21 protein-coding genes are annotated in these 20,186 nt (G+C 69.1%); 11 read left to right on the forward strand and 10 right to left on the reverse strand.

All coding sequences use genetic code 11. The features are described 5' to 3' along the window. Positions 1–34: 34 nt before the first annotated feature. From ISU10_RS17955 to ISU10_RS17975, 5 genes are all read left to right on the forward strand, one after another. Positions 35–367: a DUF3024 domain-containing protein gene (locus tag ISU10_RS17955; RefSeq protein ID WP_194697804.1), complete on the forward strand. Its 333-nt coding sequence runs from the start codon at positions 35–37 to the stop codon at positions 365–367. A gap of 109 nt (positions 368–476) precedes the next feature. Then, the gene (locus ISU10_RS17960) at positions 477–737 is read left to right on the forward strand and encodes a hypothetical protein (RefSeq protein ID WP_194697805.1); all 261 of its coding nucleotides are present in this window, start codon (positions 477–479) and stop codon (positions 735–737) included. Between the two features lie 162 nt (positions 738–899). After that, on the forward strand, positions 900–1,568 hold the full coding sequence (locus tag ISU10_RS17965) for a hypothetical protein (RefSeq protein WP_370865634.1): 669 nt from the start codon (positions 900–902) through the stop codon (positions 1,566–1,568). 484 nt (positions 1,569–2,052) lie between these two features. Continuing rightward, a complete protein-coding gene (locus ISU10_RS17970; RefSeq protein ID WP_228501280.1) occupies positions 2,053–2,514 on the forward strand; it encodes a helix-turn-helix domain-containing protein in 462 nt (153 codons plus the stop codon). Between the two features lie 19 nt (positions 2,515–2,533). Further along, the gene (locus ISU10_RS17975; RefSeq protein WP_370865635.1) at positions 2,534–3,229 is read left to right on the forward strand and encodes a nucleotidyl transferase AbiEii/AbiGii toxin family protein; all 696 of its coding nucleotides are present in this window, start codon (positions 2,534–2,536) and stop codon (positions 3,227–3,229) included. A gap of 244 nt (positions 3,230–3,473) precedes the next feature. On the opposite strand, the gene ISU10_RS17980 is transcribed toward ISU10_RS17975, so the two are convergent. From ISU10_RS17980 to ISU10_RS17990, 3 genes are all read right to left on the reverse strand, one after another. Continuing rightward, complete coding sequence (locus ISU10_RS17980) at positions 3,474–3,782, reverse strand: hypothetical protein (RefSeq protein ID WP_194697808.1); 309 nt, start codon at positions 3,780–3,782, stop codon at positions 3,474–3,476. Positions 3,783–3,877: 95 nt separating this feature from the next. Beyond that, positions 3,878–4,279, reverse strand: coding sequence for an ester cyclase (locus ISU10_RS17985; protein WP_194697809.1), 402 nt, complete (start codon positions 4,277–4,279; stop codon positions 3,878–3,880). Between the two features lie 96 nt (positions 4,280–4,375). Continuing rightward, a complete protein-coding gene (locus tag ISU10_RS17990) occupies positions 4,376–7,201 on the reverse strand; it encodes a helix-turn-helix transcriptional regulator (RefSeq protein WP_194697810.1) in 2,826 nt (941 codons plus the stop codon). A 220-nt stretch (positions 7,202–7,421) separates the two neighbouring features. Between ISU10_RS17990 and ISU10_RS17995 the strand changes: the two genes are divergently transcribed. The 3 genes from ISU10_RS17995 (at position 7,422) to ISU10_RS18005 (ending at position 8,463) form a co-directional block, all read left to right on the forward strand. Then, positions 7,422–7,688 (forward strand): hypothetical protein, encoded by a 267-nt coding sequence (locus ISU10_RS17995; protein ID WP_194697811.1) that lies wholly within the window; start codon positions 7,422–7,424, stop codon positions 7,686–7,688. A gap of 28 nt (positions 7,689–7,716) precedes the next feature. Then, positions 7,717–8,013, forward strand: a complete 297-nt coding sequence (locus tag ISU10_RS18000) for a putative quinol monooxygenase (protein WP_194697812.1) — start codon at positions 7,717–7,719, stop codon at positions 8,011–8,013. A 102-nt stretch (positions 8,014–8,115) separates the two neighbouring features. Beyond that, a complete protein-coding gene (locus ISU10_RS18005) occupies positions 8,116–8,463 on the forward strand; it encodes a hypothetical protein (protein WP_194697813.1) in 348 nt (115 codons plus the stop codon). Between the two features lie 129 nt (positions 8,464–8,592). On the opposite strand, the gene ISU10_RS18010 is transcribed toward ISU10_RS18005, so the two are convergent. Next, on the reverse strand, positions 8,593–8,889 hold the full coding sequence (locus ISU10_RS18010) for a Nif11-like leader peptide family RiPP precursor (protein WP_194697814.1): 297 nt from the start codon (positions 8,887–8,889) through the stop codon (positions 8,593–8,595). A 163-nt stretch (positions 8,890–9,052) separates the two neighbouring features. Between ISU10_RS18010 and ISU10_RS18015 the strand changes: the two genes are divergently transcribed. Then, complete coding sequence (locus ISU10_RS18015; RefSeq protein ID WP_194697815.1) at positions 9,053–10,021, forward strand: aldo/keto reductase; 969 nt, start codon at positions 9,053–9,055, stop codon at positions 10,019–10,021. Here ISU10_RS18015 and ISU10_RS23900 read toward each other — a convergent pair. Together ISU10_RS23900 and ISU10_RS18025 are read right to left on the reverse strand one after the other, a co-directional pair. After that, the gene (locus tag ISU10_RS23900) at positions 10,012–12,282 is read right to left on the reverse strand and encodes an ATP-binding protein (protein WP_194697816.1); all 2,271 of its coding nucleotides are present in this window, start codon (positions 12,280–12,282) and stop codon (positions 10,012–10,014) included. The two genes, ISU10_RS18015 and ISU10_RS23900, sit on opposite strands and share 10 nt — an antisense overlap. Positions 12,283–12,317: 35 nt before the next feature. Next, positions 12,318–14,621: an ATP-binding protein gene (locus ISU10_RS18025; RefSeq protein WP_194697817.1), complete on the reverse strand. Its 2,304-nt coding sequence runs from the start codon at positions 14,619–14,621 to the stop codon at positions 12,318–12,320. 191 nt (positions 14,622–14,812) lie between these two features. Here ISU10_RS18025 and ISU10_RS18030 point away from each other — a divergent pair, with 191 nt between their 5' ends. Further along, positions 14,813–15,556: a transposase gene (locus tag ISU10_RS18030; protein ID WP_194697818.1), complete on the forward strand. Its 744-nt coding sequence runs from the start codon at positions 14,813–14,815 to the stop codon at positions 15,554–15,556. Positions 15,557–15,573: 17 nt separating this feature from the next. After that, entirely contained in the window at positions 15,574–17,016 is a 1,443-nt protein-coding gene (locus tag ISU10_RS18035) for a hypothetical protein (RefSeq protein ID WP_194697819.1), read from the forward strand. Between the two features lie 15 nt (positions 17,017–17,031). Here ISU10_RS18035 and ISU10_RS18040 read toward each other — a convergent pair whose 3' ends face one another. From ISU10_RS18040 to ISU10_RS18055, 4 genes are all read right to left on the reverse strand, one after another. Further along, a complete protein-coding gene (locus tag ISU10_RS18040; protein WP_194697820.1) occupies positions 17,032–17,700 on the reverse strand; it encodes a calcium-binding protein in 669 nt (222 codons plus the stop codon). A gap of 62 nt (positions 17,701–17,762) precedes the next feature. After that, positions 17,763–18,134, reverse strand: a complete 372-nt coding sequence (locus ISU10_RS18045; protein WP_194697821.1) for a hypothetical protein — start codon at positions 18,132–18,134, stop codon at positions 17,763–17,765. Then, positions 18,131–19,528, reverse strand: coding sequence for a DUF4331 domain-containing protein (locus tag ISU10_RS18050; RefSeq protein ID WP_194697822.1), 1,398 nt, complete (start codon positions 19,526–19,528; stop codon positions 18,131–18,133). The genes ISU10_RS18045 and ISU10_RS18050 overlap by 4 nt, the downstream gene beginning before the upstream one ends. A 1-nt stretch (position 19,529) precedes the next feature. Then, positions 19,530–19,799, reverse strand: a complete 270-nt coding sequence (locus ISU10_RS18055; protein WP_194697823.1) for a hypothetical protein — start codon at positions 19,797–19,799, stop codon at positions 19,530–19,532. Positions 19,800–20,186 lie beyond the last annotated feature (387 nt).

Consider the following 20,186-nt stretch of genomic DNA (forward strand, 5'->3'; position numbering starts at 1 on the left):
GTGCCTCGTAGGTTATGCGCTATGGACTGGTGTGATGGCACTTCCAGAGGCTGACCTGCACCGCATCCGGCTGTGGGCACGTGAGCGGGTGCCCGAGCACCTGTGGGACGAGCTGAAGGTCGAGGCCGACGTCTCCGACCGACACGTCGACATCGTCGAGGTGCGGCCACCGTGGGACGGCGTCGGTGAGCACACCCGGTTTCCGATCGCGCGCCTGCGCTACACGAAGTCGACCGGCCAGTGGGCGATCTACTGGCGCGACCGCAACCTGAAGTTCCACGAGTACAGGCGCAAGCGGCCGACCAAGAACGTTCAGGCGCTCCTGGACCACATCGAGAAGAGCGGCGACCCGATCTTCTGGGGGTAGCCAGTTCGTGCTCGGGAGGCCAGCTATTCACCATCCTCGGCAGTAGGGCTCAATATTGCTCGGTACGGTAGACGCTGGTACTTTGGTACCCGAGAAGGAGGGCAGCGTTATGGCTACTGCTACTGCGCCGATCAAGGTCGACGCCGCCACTGACGAGCTCGTGTCGCATGCAGCTCACTTCATGTCCCGTTCGAAGAAGGACATCGTTGACGCTGCCGTACGGGAGTACATCGACGCGCACCGCGACGAGATCAACGCCGGGATCAAGGCTGCGCTCGGCCAGCTCAACGGCACCGACGCCGCTGCTGTGTCGCTCATGACCGGCCTCAGCGGCGAAGAGCTCGACGACCTCGGCGGCATGCCGAAGTAACCGACGCATCGCCTCCCCTGGACCGTCGGACCTGGCCGCTAGATTCGCCACATGGTCTCGGAACCGGTCGGCGTGCGCCCAACCGAGCGCTGCCTCGGTGATCTTGGGGTTGAACTGCCAGATCTCGGGGTCCGCCTGGAAGAGATCGATCAGCCGGTCATCGTGAGCGCCCAGGCGGTCCCTGAACAGCGGGACGCAGGCGGCGCCGAGCGCGTCGTCGCGCTCACCGACCGCGTCTGGTTCAAGGTCAAGACCAGCGACCATCGCGCCGCCGTGACCGAGCTCCGCGGCACTGATCTCCCGGACTGGGTGCGCCCGAGCCGAGGGGCATGGTGGATCGGGGCCGCTGGCCGGCGCCAAGCGGACAGCGCCCAGCGCGACTTCTACGCCACGCTGCAGCGAGAGTGCACGACGGGGAAGACCGTCTCCTCGGATCACCTGCTCCCTGCCGAGTGGGACTGGAAGCGCCTCGCTGCAGAACAGGCCGTCGCGTGGCGGCGCGAGATGAAGAGCATGGTCATCCGGCTCGTCGCGATGTCCCTGAAGAGCGGCAGCCTTGCCGTCGCCGAGTTCCGAAACCACCGGATCAAGGCCCTCGTCCGGGCAGAGAACGGGCACGAGGCCTACCTCGCGATCATTGCCGAGGGAGTGCCGGACCCGCAGATGTTCGCGCTGCTCCTCGACTGCGTCCCGGGTGTCGCGCCCGGGGACTGGCAGCCTGAACCGTCGCCCCTGGCGGAGATGAGCCCTGGCTCGGGCGAGATCATCTGGTCGACGCTGTTCCCGTCCGAGGTCGCCAACGAGATCCTCGACCTGGACGGCGATGACTGAGGTTCAGCGGTCCGCAAATAGTCCGCAAGAAGTCCGGCCGAGGCCGATTCACGCCAACGATGTCCAACGGTCCCGCGAGCGCGTTTCCGCAGGTCATCCCTCGTTTTCCGGCCTCAACCAACGGTGACCGTCAACACCCGAAACCAGGGGTTTTCGTTCCGCTTCAATGTCTAGCGTCTTCGGGAATCGCCGGTAGGCGTTGAGGGTTGCGGGCGCGGCGACCCGATCTTCTGGGGGTAGTGAACTCGAGTCCAGAGTGTGTCTCCGGTGGCGCAGTGGGCTTCGCCATCCGGCTGTACGTGTCGGCTGGAATAGACGATGGCGACACGGTCGACGCGACCGTAATCACTGGCTTCGTCCCGCGTGGACGAGATCGTCAGCGGACACGCCGGTCCTCGCGTTGATCCTGTTCGCTTGACCTAGAGACTTGCCACAAGTGTTTCTCATTATTGACTTGAAGGACCAAATGGCTAAAATGAGAAACATGCCAGCTCCTAGCCCGTACACGAGCCCCGAGCAACAGGCGGACCTCGAACGCCTAGGCGCCCGGCTGCGCGAACGCCGAAAAGCCCTCGGTGTCACGGTAGTCGCCTGTGCCGAAGCTGCTGGCGTGTCGCGCGTCACCCTGCACAGGATCGAGGCAGGCAACCCCTCGGTCACGATCGGCGCCTACGTCAACGTTGCAGCCGCACTCGGACTTCACCTCGTCGTCCCGATCCTCGACGCTCCAGCAGCGGAACCGGCGACGATCACGGTCGGCGACTACCCCGGCCTGCGCACGCTGGCCTGGCAGACCGACGCCGGCACCACCATCACCGAGACGGAGGCACTCAACCTCTACGAACGCGGCTGGCGGCACCTCAACCAGGAGGCGCTAACGGACCACGAGAAAGCGTTCATCCAGCACCTCGCGGACACCTACAGCAACGGGAGGCTCCTTGTTTAGGCGGCTGCACCATCAACAGGTGGCCGAGGTGCTGTCGATCCTCGACGCACCGCTCCTGGCAGAGCACAACTGCTGGTTCGGAGGCGGGACCGCGATCGTCCTTGCCAACGGCGAGTTCCGCGAATCGGTTGACATCGACTTCCTGGTCTCCGACCCGAAGTCCTACCGCGCGCTGCGCCAGATGGTCAGGGACCACGGGCTCGACGCTCTGGCCACACGCGAACTGGACCTGGGTCGAACAACCTCTGTTGACGGTTACGGGATCAGGACCTCGGTGCTCGTTGCGGGGGTTGCGATCAAGTTCGAGATCATCCATGAAGGCCGCATCGACCTCGACACTCCCGCCCCCGACGATGAGATCTGCGGGTTACGGATCCTGACGCGAACCGACCAGGTCGCAACCAAGCTGCTCGCCAACGACGACCGTTGGGAAGACACGTCGACGTTCAGCCGCGACCTGATCGACCTAGCCATGATGAAACCCGACATCGTCGCCCTGAAGGCCGGCGCGCGCAAGGCAGTCGATGCATACGGCAACACGGTTGGCGAGAGCCTCAACAAAGCAGTCACCTACCTCCGAGATCGCCCGCAACGTCTTGACGAATGCATCCGCGCACTCAAGATCGACGCGCCCCGAGCAGCTGTCTGGCAGAGCATCCGCGACCTGTCCGCAAGATGCTCGAAGATCGAAGGTCTACGTCGGAGCTCGGACTAGCCTTGACCGTCCAGCGGTCCGCAAATAGTCCGCAAGAAGTCGCGCGGAGCCCGTTTCTGACCAACGGCTGCCAACGGCTCGCGAGCAGCGTTTGCCCAGGTCAGAGGCCCTTTTCCGACATGGCGGTTGGCGCATCGCCGACTCCGGAAACTGCCGCGGTCCGCATGCGGTCCGCAAGAAACCGTCACATCTGCCTGCGATCGCACGTCGACCCTTGCGCGGTGAGCGCACCCAGCCGATAGACCTACTGGCCCGTCCACTCTTCCTCGACCGTCAGGTCGACGTACTCCGGCGGGCCGTCTTGGATGTCGTCCACCATCGCGCGGACGCCCTGGAGCGCCTCCACGCGACGCGGATCCCGCTCGCGCGCGCGTGCCTTCTCCTCGCTCTCGAACACGACCAGTGTGTACACCAGGCGCGGGTCCTTCTGGTCACGCATCGTGAGCCTGCGTACCAGCCCCGATCCCGGCTGTTCAGCGTCGCGCAGCGCCTGGGACAGGCCTGCGACGTCCTTGTCCGGTTTCACGGGCATCTTGATGAGTTGCGCCCACATGTGCCTTCCTTCCCTGTCGCGATCAGATCTGGTCGATATCGAGGTCGAGCAGCTCCTGGGACGCCGCCAGCCTTGACTAGGACGGCCGGCAGCGGCTACGCCGGAGCGCCGGCCGGTACGACGCCGAGCTGCTGCATGAGCGAGAGCATGTCGGCGACACCCCAGTGCTCGCAGACCCGGCCGGCTTCGTCGAACCGCATGATGTCGATGAGCTGCATGTCGACGCTGGCGCCGGTCGGCGGGATCCCCATGAAGCTGCCCCGGTGGGTCCCCGCGACCGTGACTCGAGCCACGGTCTTGTCTCCGTCTGCGACCAGGTCCTCGACGCTCATGCTCATGTCCGGAAAAGCCCCGAGCAGGGCGCGGAAGAAGTCGAGGGTTCCTTCCTTGGTGGCAGGGAACCCGGGCGCTCCCTGGTGCTCGATGAAGTCGTCCGCGACCAGGTCGCCGAACCCGGCGATGTCTCCGGCGTTGATCAGCTCGTAGGTTCTCCGCATCGTCGCAGCGTGCTCCACGGTGGCTCTCCCATTCGTCGCGTTGCAGCCTGCGCGACTGCATGCCGTCGAATGTGCCGGAGCCCCGCGGGGACAACATCACTCGATCGAGTGATGCACCACGGTGGCGAGCGCGACCCGATTCGATACGCCGAGCTTGGCGAACACATGCCGGAGGTGGGTGTTCACGGTGTGCGGCGAGATGTACATGCGGCGGGCCACAGCGCCGTTCGTGAGGCCCTCGGAAACCAGCAGCGACACCGCCCGCTCCGTGGCGGTGAGACTGTCCCAGCCTTCTGCGGGTCGACTCCTGGACCCGCGCGCGCCGGGATGGGCGCCGAGCGACCGCAGCTCGGCCCGAACCCGGCCGGCCCAGGCATCGGCGCCTGCTGCCTCGTAGCGGGTCAGGGCCTCGCTCAGCAGCGTCGCTGCCTCGTCCCGCCACCCGCCCTGCGCCAGCAGGCTTGCCGCGTCCTCGCACGCGCCGGCGTGCTCCAACAAGAGGGGCGCCCGACGAGCGTGCGCGGCTGCCTCGATCAGCGCTTCGACGTCGCCGTCGACCAGACCCCGGCAGCGCAGCGCCAAGCTGCGCACCGTGGGCACCTCCGGTGCCAGTGCCACCCCCGCTGCGACGCTGTCGGCCACCTCGGCGGCGACATCACGATTCCCCAGTGCCAGGGATAGGCGCACGAGGTCCGGGGCGAGGAAGCGGTGGTAGAAGCGGCTGTCCCGGGCGGCGTCGAAACGCCAGCACCGCACCAACAGGTCGAAGGCTCCCTGCCGGTCGCCCTCGGACGCCTTCATCCCGGCCGCCGCGAACGCCAGGACTCCGGCGTTGTAGCTCAGCTGCTCGCCCTCCAGCGGTCCGGTGAGTCCGTCGGCCAGCTCGCGCGCGGCCCGGAGATCTCCCCTGGCGGTCGCGATGATGGTGCGGTAGGCGAGCGACTGTGACGTGAGGAGCTCGTTGCCCTTCTCCTGCGCGGCCTGCCCGCCGGCGATCAGGCCGGGCAGTGCGTCGTCCCACTCGCCGATGGCAAAGGACGCCTGGGCATCAGCCATCAATGTGTCCGAGAGCCACCACGCGGAGCCGAACTCGTCGTCCAGAGCCGCCCGAAACGCTGCCCGCGCCTCGCCGACGAGGTCGCAGTCGAACAACGCCAGGCCGAGGAAGAACTTCGGCTGCAGCGGCAGCGATCTCGTGTCGGGAGAGTCAGCCGCGAGGGCGGCCGCGCGCCGGGCATGTGTCAGCGCCTCGTCGAAGCGGCCTTGCCGCCCCACCGCCACCATCAACGCCGTCAGCGCCCACACCGACATCGCCGCGTCGCTCGCCTGCTCGGCGATCGCCAGCGCCCGGGCAGCGCCCGACTCGCCCGCACGGGGGGCCCCGGTGTAGGTGAGAGCCCAACTCTGCTGGGCCAGCATCAGCACCTGGTCGGCGGGCCGCAGCCGGTCAGGGGCGGCGAAGCTGGCCTCGACCACGGAGGTGAGCTCGTCGGCACGATTCTGCAGGGCCAGCGCGCCGACGAGAGCGACCCGCAACGGGGTGTCCACCTCAGGGGCGTGCTGCCGGGCGAGCACCGCTTCGGCACGAGCTGACGCCTCGGCCACACCTCCAGCACGCAGCAGCGCCTGCACCACCTCTGCCGACACAAGATCCGCGTCGCGATGACCGCCCGATAGCAGCGCCTCGGCACGGCGGAGAAGCTCGAGGGTGACCAGCGGCGCTTGCCCCGACGCCTCACGGGCGGCGTCCCGCAGCCACCCGACGGCCCGCTCGTCGCCGCGCTCTGCGCCGAGCATCAGATGATCAGCAACCTCCAGCCGATCCGCTCCGGCGGCCATCAGCGCGACCGCGGCCTCGCGATGCAGGAGGCGGCGAGCCGACACGGGCACCTGCTGATAGATCGCGTCGTGCACGAGCTGATGCCGAAACACGACGCGTTCGTCGACCTCGTCGAGAAGCTGGGCGTCGAACGCCTCGCTCAGCTGCCCGACGACGTCGGCTGCGGGCCGGCGGGCGACAGCGGCCACATCACGAAGCGACACCGCGTCGCCGAGCACCGCCGTGACTTGGAGTAGATCCAGCGTCGGCCTCGGCAGGTCCCGCAGGCGACGAGCCACCAGTTCGCTCAGTGAGGCCGGCAACTCCGAGCTCGTCACGTCGATCTGGTCGGAGGCGCGGCGCAGCACCCCTTCGTCGACCAGGGAGCGCAGCATTGCGGTGGCCCACAGCGGGTTCCCGCCGGCCTTGGCCAGCATGGCGGTCAGGCGGGGACCGGGAGCCGCCCCGAGCACGTGAGAGGCGAGGACCGCGACGTCGTCGGACTTCAGCGGTTGTAGGCGCAGGGTGCGCCCGCCGCCGGCCGCCAGGTCGTCGAACAGCCGGATCACCTCGCCCGGGAGCGGCGATGGTCGGGTGGTCACCACGGTGAGCAGGGGAACGAGCGACAGCTGCCGCACGATCAAGGAGATCGTCAACAGGCTCGCGGTGTCCGCCCAGTGGATGTCCTCGGCGACCAGCAGCCCTGGGCGCTCGGCGCACGCCGTCTCCACCAGGTCGACCATCTCCTCGACGACCCGGTACTGGATGTCGCCGACGACGCCCGGTGCACCGGCGCCCTGGCCGGCCAGCAGCGCGCCGATCGCGGCGCTGCGCGGGTCGGGCGACCGCGCGCTCACACCCAGCGCAGCAGCAACCACGCCGAACGGACGCGTTCTCTCAAAGGGATGAGCCCGGCCACAGAACACCGCCATGCCACGCGAACGCGCATCGTCGACGATGCTCTGGACCAGGCGGGTCTTGCCGATGCCGGCTTCCCCCTCGATCGCCAGCACCGCTGCCCGGCCCTCGCTGAGCCGCCCGACCTCAGCCGCGGTCAGAGCGAGCTCGGCATCCCGCCCGACCAGCTCGTCCGCAGACGGCATCACGACGACTCCGCCACGTGCAGAGTCTGCTCCACGCCGGCGCCATGATCCAGCGTGGTTGCCCGCCGGTAACAGCGGGAACCTTTCGCCATCGCACGATCGAGTGATGTCTCCCTTGCCGGTCGAGAGCACGATCGGTCGCGCAGCCAGATAACCGCAGACTCCGGACGCGCCCCGTCGGCAGGATCACGGACCCCTCCACGCAAGGAGTGAAGAAGAAATGCCCCGAATCGTCATCACCCACGATGTCGTCGACATGGAGCGCTGGCTCACAGGCAAGGACGAGCGGGCGGCAGCCATCGGGTCGATCGGCACGGACGTCACCGACCACGTTGCCATGGACGACAGCAACCGCGTCGCCGTGACCGCCTCCGTCCACGACATGGACGCCCTACGAGCGCTGGTCGACTCGCCTCCTCCCGAGGTGGCCGCCCAGATGGAAGCGCATGGCGTAGTCCCGCCCCTGACTGTCTACGTCGAGAAGTAGTCCCACCTCGGTCGCAAGGAGGAACCCCATGGCAGTCAGGGTGATCGTCCAGCTGAGGGCCGCACCGGGCCGGCGCGACGAGCTCAAGAGCGTGCTTCACACGCTGCTCGCCGACCTCGGCCCGGCCCTGAAGGAGAGCGGCTCCCTGGGTAGCACCTTCTACGAGGTGGTGGACGACCCCGACGCACTCGTGGAGATCGCCGACTGGGAGACGGCCGACGCGCGTAACGCCGTCATGAGCGACCCGGCGACCGCCGAGGCGATGGCGCCGGTGCTCGCTCTGTTGGCCGGGCCCTTCGATGCGACGGTCGTCCAGCTCGCCTGACTTCAACGTCCGGCGAGTCCACATCACCCGGCAGCACACGTACGCCGCCGGTCCGCCGACGGATGAGACCCCACCGCGTCACAACCCAGGAGGGAACCGATCATGGCCAGTGTGGGATTTGCCATCCCGGTGCTCCCCGGCAAGACCGACGTCGACCGCGACGCCATGGGTTCCTGCTGGCGAGGAGAGCGCCGGGCGGCCTACGAGGACGCCCGTCGACGTGCGGGCGTGATGAAGGAGACCGTGTGGATACAGACCACGCCGATGGGCGACCTGGCCGTGATCTACCTCGAGGCAGACGACCTCGATGCGGCATTCGGCTCCATCGGAGGATCAGGTGCGCCGTTCGACCAGTGGTTCCGTGACCACGTCCAGGACGTGCACGGTGTCTCACTCGCCGACGGCATGCCCATCCCCGAGCTCATCCTCGACTTCGACAGCGGGGTGTGAGGCGTGGCCGCGCAGAGCTCGACGCGACGGTGGCTGCTGGCATCTTCCGGTCCCGACCAACGGTGACCGACAACAGCCGGAACCCGCCTGATCGTTCGCTTCGACGTCTGAGGGCGACTCACCGCGGGCTCAGCCTGCGGCCGCCCCCATCATGACGCTGCCGTACAACGGTGCGGTGACGGAGGCGCTCACGATGATGTGACCGGCATCGCCTGCCGCGATCTGCTCCAACTGCTCGAGGGTCAGCTCGACGCCGTAGACGTTGGCGAGCGCTTCCAGCATCTCGTCGTGGGTGAAGGAGTAGCCTGCCTCGGCCGCCAGGCGATGCGTGGCGTCCGGGTCACCGCCGGCCGCCTGCATGGTGGCGGCGAAGGCGTCGTCGGTCTCGAGGCGCTCGAGGAAGGCTTCGGCGTCGATCGTGCCCATCTCCGTACTCCATTTCCATCTGTCTGATGCGGCCAAGGTAGGGCGCGTCAGCCACCGGGGACCGTCGGCGGGCCGACACTTCTCAACGCCGGGCCGAGGTCGCCCCGACCGCTCGGGAGGTGGTGGTCGTGGGACGGTCTAGGCACCGAGGCAGACTGACGGGATGGACTACACGCGTCTCGGACCGTCGGGCCTGACCGTCAGCCGCATCGCACTGGGCTGCATGAGCTTCGGCGCCGGAGCCGGCAAGAACGACTGGGCGCTCGACGACGAGGCGGCCGCGCCGGTCTTCCGGCAGGCCGTCGAGCTCGGCATCACCTTCTGGGACACCGCCAACGTCTACAGCGGCGGCTCGTCGGAGGAGGTCACGGGCAGGGCGATCCAGCAGTACAGCCGTCGCGAGAGCGTCGTGCTCGCCACGAAGGTCTTCTTCGAGATGCACGGTGGGCCGGGCGGCTCAGGCCTGTCACGTAAGGCGATCATGGAGCAGATCGACGCCTCGCTGCGCCGCCTCGGCACCGACTACGTCGATCTCTACCAGATCCACCGCTTCGACCCGGACACTCCCGTCGAGGAGACGATGGAGGCCTTGCACGACGTGGTGAAGGCGGGCAAGGCCCGCTACCTCGGGGCATCGTCGATGTGGGCGTGGCAGTTCGCGACCATGCAGCACGCCGCCGACCTCGGCGGGTGGACTCGGTTCGTGTCGATGCAGGACCAGTACAGCCTGCTCCAGCGCGAGGAGGAGCGGGAGATGTTCGGCCTGCTGGCCCACCAGGGCGTCAGCAGCATCCCGTGGAGCCCGTTGGCCAAGGGACGTCTGGCGCGGCCGTGGGGAGAGCAGACAGAGCGGTCGGGGAGCGACTCGCTCCAACGGCGCTACGACGACGAGAGCAACCCACCGATCGTGGCCGCCGTACAACGCGTCGCCGAGCAACGCGGCGTGCCCATGGCGCAGGTGGCGCTGGCCTGGGTACTGCGCAACCCCGTGGTCGCAGCCCCCATCGTCGGCCCCACCAAGCAGCACCACCTGGCCGACGCTGCCGCGGCTCTCGACATCGAGCTGGGCCCCGAGGAGGTCGAGGCGCTCGAGGCGGCGTACACGCCCAGACTGCCGTCCGGCTACTCCTGAGCCCCCACCAGCCACGCCGCGACCTGCTCGCGCGAGGTGACGCCGAGCTTGTCCATCACCTTGGCCACGTGACCCTCGGCGGTGCGAGAGGAGATGGTCAGCTCCGCGGCGATCTGCTTGTTGGTCGACCCGGTTGCGAGCAGCTGGGCGACCTGCCGCTCGCGCTTGGACAGCACGGCTGTGGCATCCGATGAAGGCGGGTGGGGATCGCTCAGCTCGCGACCGAGCACGAGTCCGACAGCCTGTGCCCGGGTCATGGCGTACCCGGCGTCGAACGCTTCCTGGAACGACTCCTCGCCGAGAACGTCGACGGCCTTCTTGCGGACGGCGGCCCTCGCCTCATCAGCGCTGAACGGCCCCGGTAGCAGTCCGTGGTCGTCCCAGATGCGCTCGCGCGCACCCAGCAGTCCAGCAGCCGTTGCTTCCTCACCCTCGTCGGCGAAGATCTGCGCCGCTTGCAGGAGGGCGCTGACGAGCACGAAGGGCCTCCGGATCGACCAGTTGGACAGGCACTGCTTGATTGCGCCCAGGGCCTCCCTCGATCTGCCCGCACGGGTCAGGAGCACAGCCGTGTAGTCCAGCAGCTGGCCTCTCATGATGACCTCGCCGTGCGCCTCGCAGACCAGCCTGCCTTGCGCGAGAGTGGCGACCGCCTCGTCCGTGCGGCCGAGATAGCCGGTCGTGACGCCGACCATGGCCCAGCACTCGAGCTGGCCGAAGAGGTCACCGGCCTCCTGGTAGGCGGCCAGCGCCTCTCGATAGGCGGCCTCTGCGGTGGAGAGGTCGCCTCCCGCGATGGCCCCGGTCGCCTCCAGGATCCAGCGCGCTGCGCGGTCGGCGGCGTCGTCGCCCCGGACGGGCAAGGTCGCCGCCCGCTGCGCGACCGCGAGTGCGGTGTCGACGTCGCTGCGATCCCCCGCGAGGATGGCGGCGGCCGCGAGAGCATGCAGGAGTGGGGGCGACTCGTCGTCGGCACACGCCAGGGCTCGTGTGAACCACTTGGCTCCCTCGTCAGGCGCGCCGCCCGGCGACCAGAACCACACCAGGGAAGTCGCCATCTCCAAGGCGCTAGCCGCATCGTCACGCGCGAGGCTGTGCTCGAAGGCGGCACGCACGTTGCCGAGGTCGAGGCTGACGCGCGCCAGCCAGCCCAGCTGGTCGGCGCCCACCGCCGAGGTTCGCGCGCTGCGCGCGAAGCGGACGAAGTGTTCCTGGTGCCTTCTCCTCGCCCCGTCCTCCTCACCGCGCTCCGCAAGGCGTTCGGCGCCGTACTCGCGAATCGTCTCGAGCATCCGGTAACGCGGTCGGTCGTCGACCGCGGTGCTGATCACGATGGACTTGTCGACCAGTCCGGCCAGCGCGTCGGCAACCGACGACCCGGGCTCGCCACCGACGGCCTCCACGGCGTCGTGGTCAGCGCCGCCCTCGAAGACCGACATCCGGGCCCACAGTGCCTGCTCCTGCGGCGTGCACAGCTCGTAGCTCCAGTCGATGACGGCACGCAGGGTCTGGTGTCGCCCCGGCGCGTCACGGGGACCCGTGGTCAGCAGCGCCAACGGCTCGTCGAGGCGGTCGACCAACTGGGCGAGTGCGAGCACCCGGAGGCGCGGGGCCGCGAGCTCGATCGCCAACGGGATGCCATCGAGGGCCCTGCACAACCGCGCGACGAGAGCGGCGTTGCCGGCATCGACCCGGAAGCCGGGGGCGACGGCCCGTGCCCGGTCGGCGAGCAAGGCGACGGCGTCGGCATGACCGACCCTGCCCGCGGCGGCTTCCTCGGCCGTCGGCACGGCCAGTGTGCCGATCACCATCACGTGCTCCTCAGGCAGACCCAGGGGCTGCCTACTCGTGGCGAGGACCCGGAGATCGGGTGCATCGGAGAGCAGCCCCGCCACCAGGTCGTGGCACGCGTCGAGCACGTGCTCGCAGTTGTCGAGGACCAGCAGTAGCCGGCGGGTGCGGAGGTACGCCGTGATGGCGACGTCGGGCGCGAAGTCCTGCGGGTCGATCCCCAGAGCACCCGCGATCGTCGTGCTCAGCGACGCAGCGTCCTGGAGGGCGGCCAGCTCGACCAGCACGACGCCGTCGGGGAACACCCGCTCGACCTGACGGGCCAGTCGCTGGGCCAGTCGGGTCTTGCCGACACCGCCGGGACCGACCAGCGTCACCGGGCGCGCGGAGCGGAGCATCCGCCGGCCTTCAGCGAGCTCGACCCGCCGCCCGACAAACGAGGTCAGCTCGACCGGGAGTCCACGAGACACCCCAGCAGGTTAGGCGTTGCGAGCCAGTCTGCTCGTCACTGTCCACCGGCTCGACGCTCGGCCACCCACGCCGCGACCCGGGCACGTGAGTCGAACCCGAGCTTGACGAGCAGACGAGCGACGTGGCCCTCTGCCGTGCGCGGCGAGACCACCAATGCGTGCGCGATGTCCTTGTTGGACAGCCCACGGGCGACCAGCTCGGCCACCTGGAGCTCCCTGGGGGTCAGGTCTGCGACGATCTGCGTCGGTGCGGCGACCGGCGGCTCGGCCCCCGGCTCCTCGTCCAGCACGAAGGCGAGTAGAGACTCCAGGGACAGTCGTCGCCCCCGATCGAAGGCCTCGTCGAAGGCGCCGTCGCCCAGGGCCGAGCGGGTCTCCCGCTCGAGGTCGGCATGGCGCGACTGGTCACTGCGCGTGAGAACGCCGCCGACGTCGGACCACAGGCCGGTGAGGGCGCCGAACAAGACCGCCGCGCGGGTGCTCTGGCCGGCGAAGGCATAGATCTGCGCGGTGAACTCCAGGGCGTGCACGACCGCCCAGGCGTTGAACCCGCCCCTGGCCAGGCGGAGTGCCTCGCGTTCGGCTGCCAGGGCTTCGACATGCCGCCCGGCGTCGGCCAGCCGCGCACCGCGGATGCTCATCAAGAAGCTGAGACTCCACTCGTCGCCGTGGCGACGACAGATCTCGATGCCTTCGTCGACCTGGTCCAAGGCAGCGTCCGGCTCCTCGGAGCTCATCCGCCGTTGGGCCAGTGTGGTCAGGATGTTGACGATCTCCTGCTGCCCGGGCCGACCGGGCGGAGGGTCGTCGCGCAACGCCTCAAGGTTGACCTCTGCAGCGCCGGCCGCGTCACCGGCCAGGATCAACTGGCAGGTCCGGCCCCAACGTCTGTCCCACCTCACGGCGGGGGAGTCCTCGCCGGGATCGAGGGCGAGCGCGCGCTCGGCGTACGTGCGCATCATGGCGTAGTCGGCCCGCATCGCTGCGACGAACGACGCACGGCTGGTCGCGTGCAGGGTCAGCGACGTCGAGGGCTGAGGGACTTCGAGTGCCCTGCTCAGCCAGCGCCACAGCTCGTCGAGGCCGCCGTGACCGACCCAGAACCACCAGATCGAGGTCGTCAGCGTCAACGCGTCCTGGTGGGTGTGCGGCGACGAGAGGCAGGACTCGAAGGCAGCGCGGAGGTTGGCGTGCTCCGCAGCGGTCCGGGCCATGGCGTCTCGCTGGTCGGGTCCGAACCACGCCTGACCAGTCGAGCGCGCGAACTCGACGAAGTACGCGCGGTGCCGCTCGGCCACGTCGCCGGTGTCACCGCGTTCATCGAGGCGTTCGCGGCCGTAGGCCCGGATGGTGTCGAGCATCTGGTAGCGGACCCGGCCGGCGGCCTCCCTCGGCGTGAGCACGGACTTGTCCACCAGTCCGGCGACCGTGTCGAAGACGTTGATGCGTGTTCCGGTGCACAAGGCCTCGACTGCGTCGAGATCGGCGCCGCCTTCGAACGCCGACATCCATGCCCAGAGGGTCTGCTCGTCCGCGGAGCACAGGTCGAAGCTCCAGTCGACCGACGCGCGCAGGGTCTGGTGCCGTGGCAACGCGGCGGTGGCGGCGACCGCCAGCACCCCGAACCGGTCGACGAGCCGTTCGGCGAGCTGGGCCAGCGACAACAGCCTCAGGCGGGCAGCCGCCAGCTCGATCGCCAAGGGCATGCCGTCGAGCGTCGTGCACACCCGACCGACGAGGGCCGCGTTGTCCGGGGTCAGGTCGAAGGCGGGTACGACGAGTCGGGCCCGCTCCACGAAGAGCTGGACCGCCTCCGGAACCTCGGTCTCGCGTGCCTGGCCCTCGTGGGGCAAGGAGAGCGGCTCCACGTTGAACAGCTGTTCGCCGACCACGCCGAGCGGCTGACGGCTGGTCGCCACGACCCGCAGCCCGGTGGACTCGTGGAGCAGGCCGTGCACCAACCGGGCGGTGGCCTCGACGAGGTGCTCGCAGTTGTCGAGCACCAGCAGCAGTCGACGATCGCGCACGAACGCCGAGACCGCCATGGCATGCGACGTGCCGATGTCCTCGACCCCCAGGCTGCTCGCCAGCTCGGAGACCAGTGCCTCCGGGTCGTGCAGCTCGGACAGCTCGACCAGGAAGGTGCCGTCGGGGAAGGACCGTGAGACCTCGTCGGTCAGCCGGCGTGCCAGCCGGGTCTTGCCGACCCCTCCCGGGCCCACCAGCGTGACGAGACGGGCAGCGCCCAGGAGCCGGCGGCACTGGTCCAGGTCGCGCCGGCGTCCGACGAAGGAGGTCAGCACGACATCGCCCCCGCTGCCCTGCCTGCCCACGCTCACCGCCTCGAGTCGGAAACCCGTCGGACCCTAGATGGACTTCCTGAGCGCCACCCTCAGCGGCGTGCTCGTCTCACCCCTCGAAAGTCCTGGAGCGCGAGAACACGTAGTGGTTCAGGTATTTCCGCGCTGCACCCGCGTAGTCCACCAGATGCACCCTCCTACCTGCGAAACGATCCCAGGAGAGTGCCCTGATGTCCGAGCGTCATCGATCCACCGGCCTGCTCGCCGAGTTGGCCCAGCACGTCATCGAGGCAGCCCTCGAGGCCGAGTTGATGGAGCATCTCGCCGGCGCCCACAACCAGCGCCTCCACCGCGGCCGCCGCAACTCCCGCAACGGGACCCGGGCCAAGACCGTGCGCACCGTCGTCGGACCGGTCACGGTCGAGGTCCCGCGTGACCGTTGGGGGACCTTTCAGCCCATGACCGTCGGCAAGTGGCAGCGGGAGGTGGTCGGCATCGATCGCGTGCTGCTGCCCTTGGCGGCCAAGGGAGCGCCAGCTCGCGAGACGCTCGACCTCCTCGCCCAGGCCTATCCCACCACTGCTGCGCCTCGCACGCTGTCCCGCATCCTCGACACGGTCCGCGCCCGGCTTCGCCACTGGCACGACCGCACCGTCAGCGAACAGTTCCCGGTGCTGCACGTCCACGTGTCCACGATGCGCACCCACAAGGGACAGGCCGCCGGGTTCCCCGTCTTGTCGGTCGTGGGAGCCACGGCTCCGGACGACCAGGGTCACCAGCACCGCGAGCTGCTGAGCCTCCACGCTGTGCGCTCCGACCGCGGCAGCGAACCCTGGACCACCGTGGTCAGTGACCTCCACCGTCGCGAGCTGAGCGGTGTGAGGTCAGTGGTCGGCTCGGCAGCCGCACCGTTTCGTCAGGCCGCCGCAGGCGTGTGGCCCGCTGCTGAGCTCCTCACCGCGCTGACTGCCTGACCCCCCATGATGGGCGGGTGACCCACGGCGTCTCGTTCCCGGCTCTGCCTGACCGCACCAGACCGACGAGCGCGGTCGCACGCAGCGTCGTAGCAGCCGCCCTCGAGTCGGTCGACCCGATCGGTGGCCGTGCCTGCCGCACCGAGACGTCGTGGCGCAGTCGCTACGTCTTGCACTTCCGGCGGCTCGTCGAGGCGGGTCTGCCCACGCAGCAGGCGTGGTGCGACATCGCAGAAGCCGGGCTGCACAGCGTGCGCAGCCAGATGGTGGTGACCTCGGACTCCGGGGACCGCCCTGTGGGCGCCCTGGCACAGGACCCGGGCTCGCGCTCGCTCGAGACGATGTGCGTGAAGGGGGAGAGCGATCGGCTGACCGAGCTGGTGCTGCCTTATCGCGGGCAGCTCCTGACCGGGTCGGCGCTGGTCGATCAGGTCCAGGCCTGGGAGACGGTGGGCGTGCTGGAACCCTCGGCAGCCCGGGCCGTCCTCGAGGTCAGCCACCATCCCGAGTGGTTGAGCCTGGAGGGCCATACGGTCGCCGTGCTCGGGGCCGGTGCCGAGATGGGTCCACTCGGACCGCTCCTTCGCTGGGGGGCCCGGGTGGCGGCCGTCGACCTGCCCTCCGGCGCGGTCTGGGACCGTGTGCTCGCGATGGCCAAGGCCGGGGCCGGCGACCTGCTGGTCCCCGTTGCCGCCGGCGCGGAGGACCCCGGCGTGGACCTGCTGGCCGAGGTTCCCGAGACGGCCGACTGGCTGGCCGGGCTCGACGGCCGGCTGGTGGTGGGCAACTACCTGTACGCCGACGGCGGGACGCACGTGCGGGTGTCGGTCGCGGCCGACGCGCTCGCCTCGCGGGTCACGGCCGCGCGACCGGACACCGCGCTGGCCTTCTTGGCCACGCCGACAGATGTGTTCGCCGTACCTGCCGATGCCGTGGCTCACTCGACACGTGCTTACGAGGAGCGCTCCGGGGCCGCCAAGATGCTGGGCCGGCCACTGCGCTGGCTCTCCCGCGGGCGGCTGCTGCACCGCAACTACCCCCCGGGCGCCGACCCCGGGATCGCCGACTGCCTGGTTCCTCAGCAGGGCCCCAACTACGCCTTGGCCAAGCGGATCCAGCGCTGGCAGGCGTGCGTCGAACGCGTCCGGGGACGCCAGGTGTCCTTCCACGTGGCCCCCGCGACCCGCACGCGCTCGGTCGTCAAGAACCGCGCTCTGGCTGCGGCTTTCGCGGGCGCGCACCGGTTCGGGGTGGAGGTGTTCGACCCGTCCACGTCCAACACCCTGATGGCCGCGCTGCTCGTCCACGACCTGATGGCGCCGGCACCTGCGGCCCGCGACCATCCCTGGCAGGACGAGGCGTACGCCGCGGTGCACGGCGGCCTGTGGCGGGCACCGTACGAGCCACGCAGCGCCCTCGGGCTGGCAGCGGTGCTCGGGTACGCCAGCGCCCGAAGCTAGGTCAGACGAAGCTGGTCAGCGCTTGACCTGGACCTTGCAGTTGCGCAGCGCGTCGAGCGGGTCGCGCTCACCGCGGTAGATGATGAGTCCCGGCGGGGAGTCCAGTCGCATCGAGTTGCAGAAGATGTCGTCGCGGACGCCGTCGTTGGTGGCGATGATCGTGTTGTTGCCCTCTTCGCCGTAGATCTCGTCGGCGCCGTCGCCGGGGTAGATGATGTCGTCACCCTCGTCGCCGGTGACCTGGTCATCCCCGGAACCGGCGAAGAGCCGGTCGTTGCCGGAGTCGCCGTCGAGCTCGTCGTTGCCGGGGCCGCCATAGACGCGGTCATTGCCGGAGCCGCCTTGCGGGTGGTCCTGGCCCGGTCCGCCGGAGACGTAGTCCCTGCCCTCGTTGCCGTGCAGCCAGTCGTTGCCGTCACCGCCGAAGGCGCGGTCATCACCGCGGCCGAGGCGGATCCAGTCGTCGCCATCGAGGCCGTAGACCAGCTGGGCCCGCTTCTTGGTGATGATCTGGTCGTTGCCGTTGGTGCCTTGCACCAACGCCATCTGGGCCGCGCGCGCAGTCGTCTGCACGGCGGTCGTGGTCGTCGTCGTCGTCGCTCCGGAGACCGCGGGAACCGCAGCGGCCGTGATGGCCGCCGCGGCCGCAGCGAACAGCCGGGCTCTTGGGGGGAGAGAACCCATGTCAGGAAAGTAACAAGACACGAACCGCTTGTCAGGTCACTGCCCCAGGCTCACCCCCAGGGCTAGACAGGCTCACCCCCGCTGGCTGGCCAGTCGATGAAGGTCACCTCACCGCCCGTGATGGCGGCCTTCAACAGCACTGCGTGGCCCCCCTTGTCGAACAGCTCGTATGTGCCTTCGACCAGCTCGGGGAACACCAGGGAGGGCATCGTGGCCCCGCCGACCGGTCGGTCGACGACGGCGACGTGTGGGCGATGCGGGTGCCCGTCGTGCGCGTGGCCGTGCTCGTGCTCGTGCCCTCGCCCCTGCCCGACAGGGGCGATTTCGATCTCGGTGCCGACCATCGACGCTGGCATGGCGACCACGAGGGCCCCCACGTCACCGCCGATGTCGAGCAGCACCGAGCCCTGACCGGCGTGCGGGTTCTCGCTCATGACGCCGAGGTGGTCCCGGGCTCGGTCTGGTATCCGCCACCCGGCAGCCCCAGGAACGGGAAGGAGCCCGTGGCAGCCGCGTTGGTGTTGGTGGTCCCGTCCGCGACCGCCGAGGCAGCCCCGTCAGGGGTGTACGACGGGTCGACCAGCGGGATGGTCAGCCCGGCGACGGCACGCAGGGCCACCGTTACGACGTCGTCGTTGACCCGGCGACCGTTGGGCCACCCTGCCGCGTCGCCAGCCACCAGGCCGAGGTCGTTGGGCGATGACGACGGCGGTACGGCGACGTTGAGCCGCAGCATGTCGGCCTGGACCGCGCCGGTGAAGTTCTGGAACCCGGGCACGACACCTGCCGGGATCCCCGTCATCAGCACGGCGTTGAGGTCCGCGCGCGGCTTGTCGTAGGCCGCGAGGTTCGAGAACGCGCCGGGGTACAGCACGGGCAACAGGCCCTGCAGCTCCGGCTTGTTCACGTACTTCGTGTAGCGCTTGTCGCCGTGAGGTCCTCGGGCGTTCCACTCGTCCTTCTCGGCCATCGGCACGATGACCTCGTTGAACAGCGGGTTCGCCAGACGCGACACCTGCTCCCACGGCCCGTGGCCGACGTACTTGCCCTGGTCCTTGTTCCAGACCTGGGACTTGCGCCGACTCGCCGTGGCCCAGACCCCGATGACCGCCTTCTTGCTCAGTGCGTTGGTCGGGTGGGTGCCATCGCGGGTGAGCTTGCGGATCGGGACCTCGATCGCGATCGTGTGCACGTTGTAGCCCTGCACACCGTTGACGCCCGCCGCGTTGGGCATCGAGATGAGGTGCGCCTCGTTGAGGGGTCGCAACGCCCCGAGGTCGAAGATGCTGCCCAGGTCGACGTGGAAGGCGTCCGCGCGCTGACCACAGAACACGCGAGTGTTCTGCTTGACCTCGTGGATGGCCTGCGAGGACAGGTTCGCGTAGTTCGGAGTGCTGCGCTTGCCGACGTTGACCGGCGGCACCCGAAGGTTCGTGCCGAGGTCGACGATCTTCTTGATGTCGCCGTTCTTGCGCCGCTCGATGCGACGTAGCGAGTAGAACTGCGGGCGGTTCCAGTTCGGGCTGCCGATCCCGGTGATGGGGCCGGTGTTGTAGAGGAAGGTCTTGTCGTTGCGGACCTTCGTCGAGAACTTGAACTGGTAGGTCACGTCCTTGGTCGCGTCACCGCGGTTGTTGACGTGGATCTCGTAGAGGACGTCGTCGCCGAACTCGTAGAAGTTCGGGCCGCTGTCCGGCTTCTGCAAAGGGATGAAGTTGGCGATCAAGGTCACGTGCGTCGGCCGGTCGGGGCTGACGAACGCATAGACGTCGGTGCCGTCGGCAACGGGGTCCTTGCTGATCTCGGGGGCTTCACGGTGCGACGACATGTCACTCGCCTCCTGCTGCGTTGAGAATCCGGGCCGCGAGGTCCGGGTCGTGGACGACGATCTCCCTCTCGCCGACCATGAGGTGCACGCGGTTGCTGAAGTGGTGCTCCACGTAGGCCACCACCGGCTGCCGCGCACTCTTGACGTTGCGGGACGCAACGGCCGGTGCGGCCGCTGCCGCCTCGCCTGTCAGGCCCCCCATCAGTCCGGCCGTACCGGCCGCCCCGATCCCTGCCGCAGCGAGGAACTTCCTTCTGCTGGTGTCACTCATCTGGTCCTCCACATCGGGCTGCACGTCGTCGATGACGCGCGCTGCAAAGGGTTCGGACCTGCTGGCGTGACGGATTGGCGTCACTCTGCGGGGGCATGCCGGTGGTTGAGGAGGCTGCGCTAGCCGGTCCCCGCGGCTGGTTGAGGAGGGCGCGCTGGCCGGTGCCGCCGTTGGTTGAGGAGGGCGCGCTGCTGGTTGAGGAGGACGCGCTGGCCGGTCCCGCTGCTGGTTGAGGAGGGCGCGCTGGTCGGTGCCCGTCGTTGGTTGAGGAGGGCGCGCTGGCCGGTCCCCGTCGTTGGTTGAGGAGGGCGCGCTGGCCGGTGCCCGTCGTTGGTTGAGGAGGGCGCGCTGGCCGGTGCCCGTCGTTGGTTGAGGAGGGCGCGCTGG

The sequence above is a fragment of the Nocardioides agariphilus genome (assembly GCF_015352445.1).
GTDB lineage: Bacteria > Actinomycetota > Actinomycetes > Propionibacteriales > Nocardioidaceae > Nocardioides > Nocardioides agariphilus.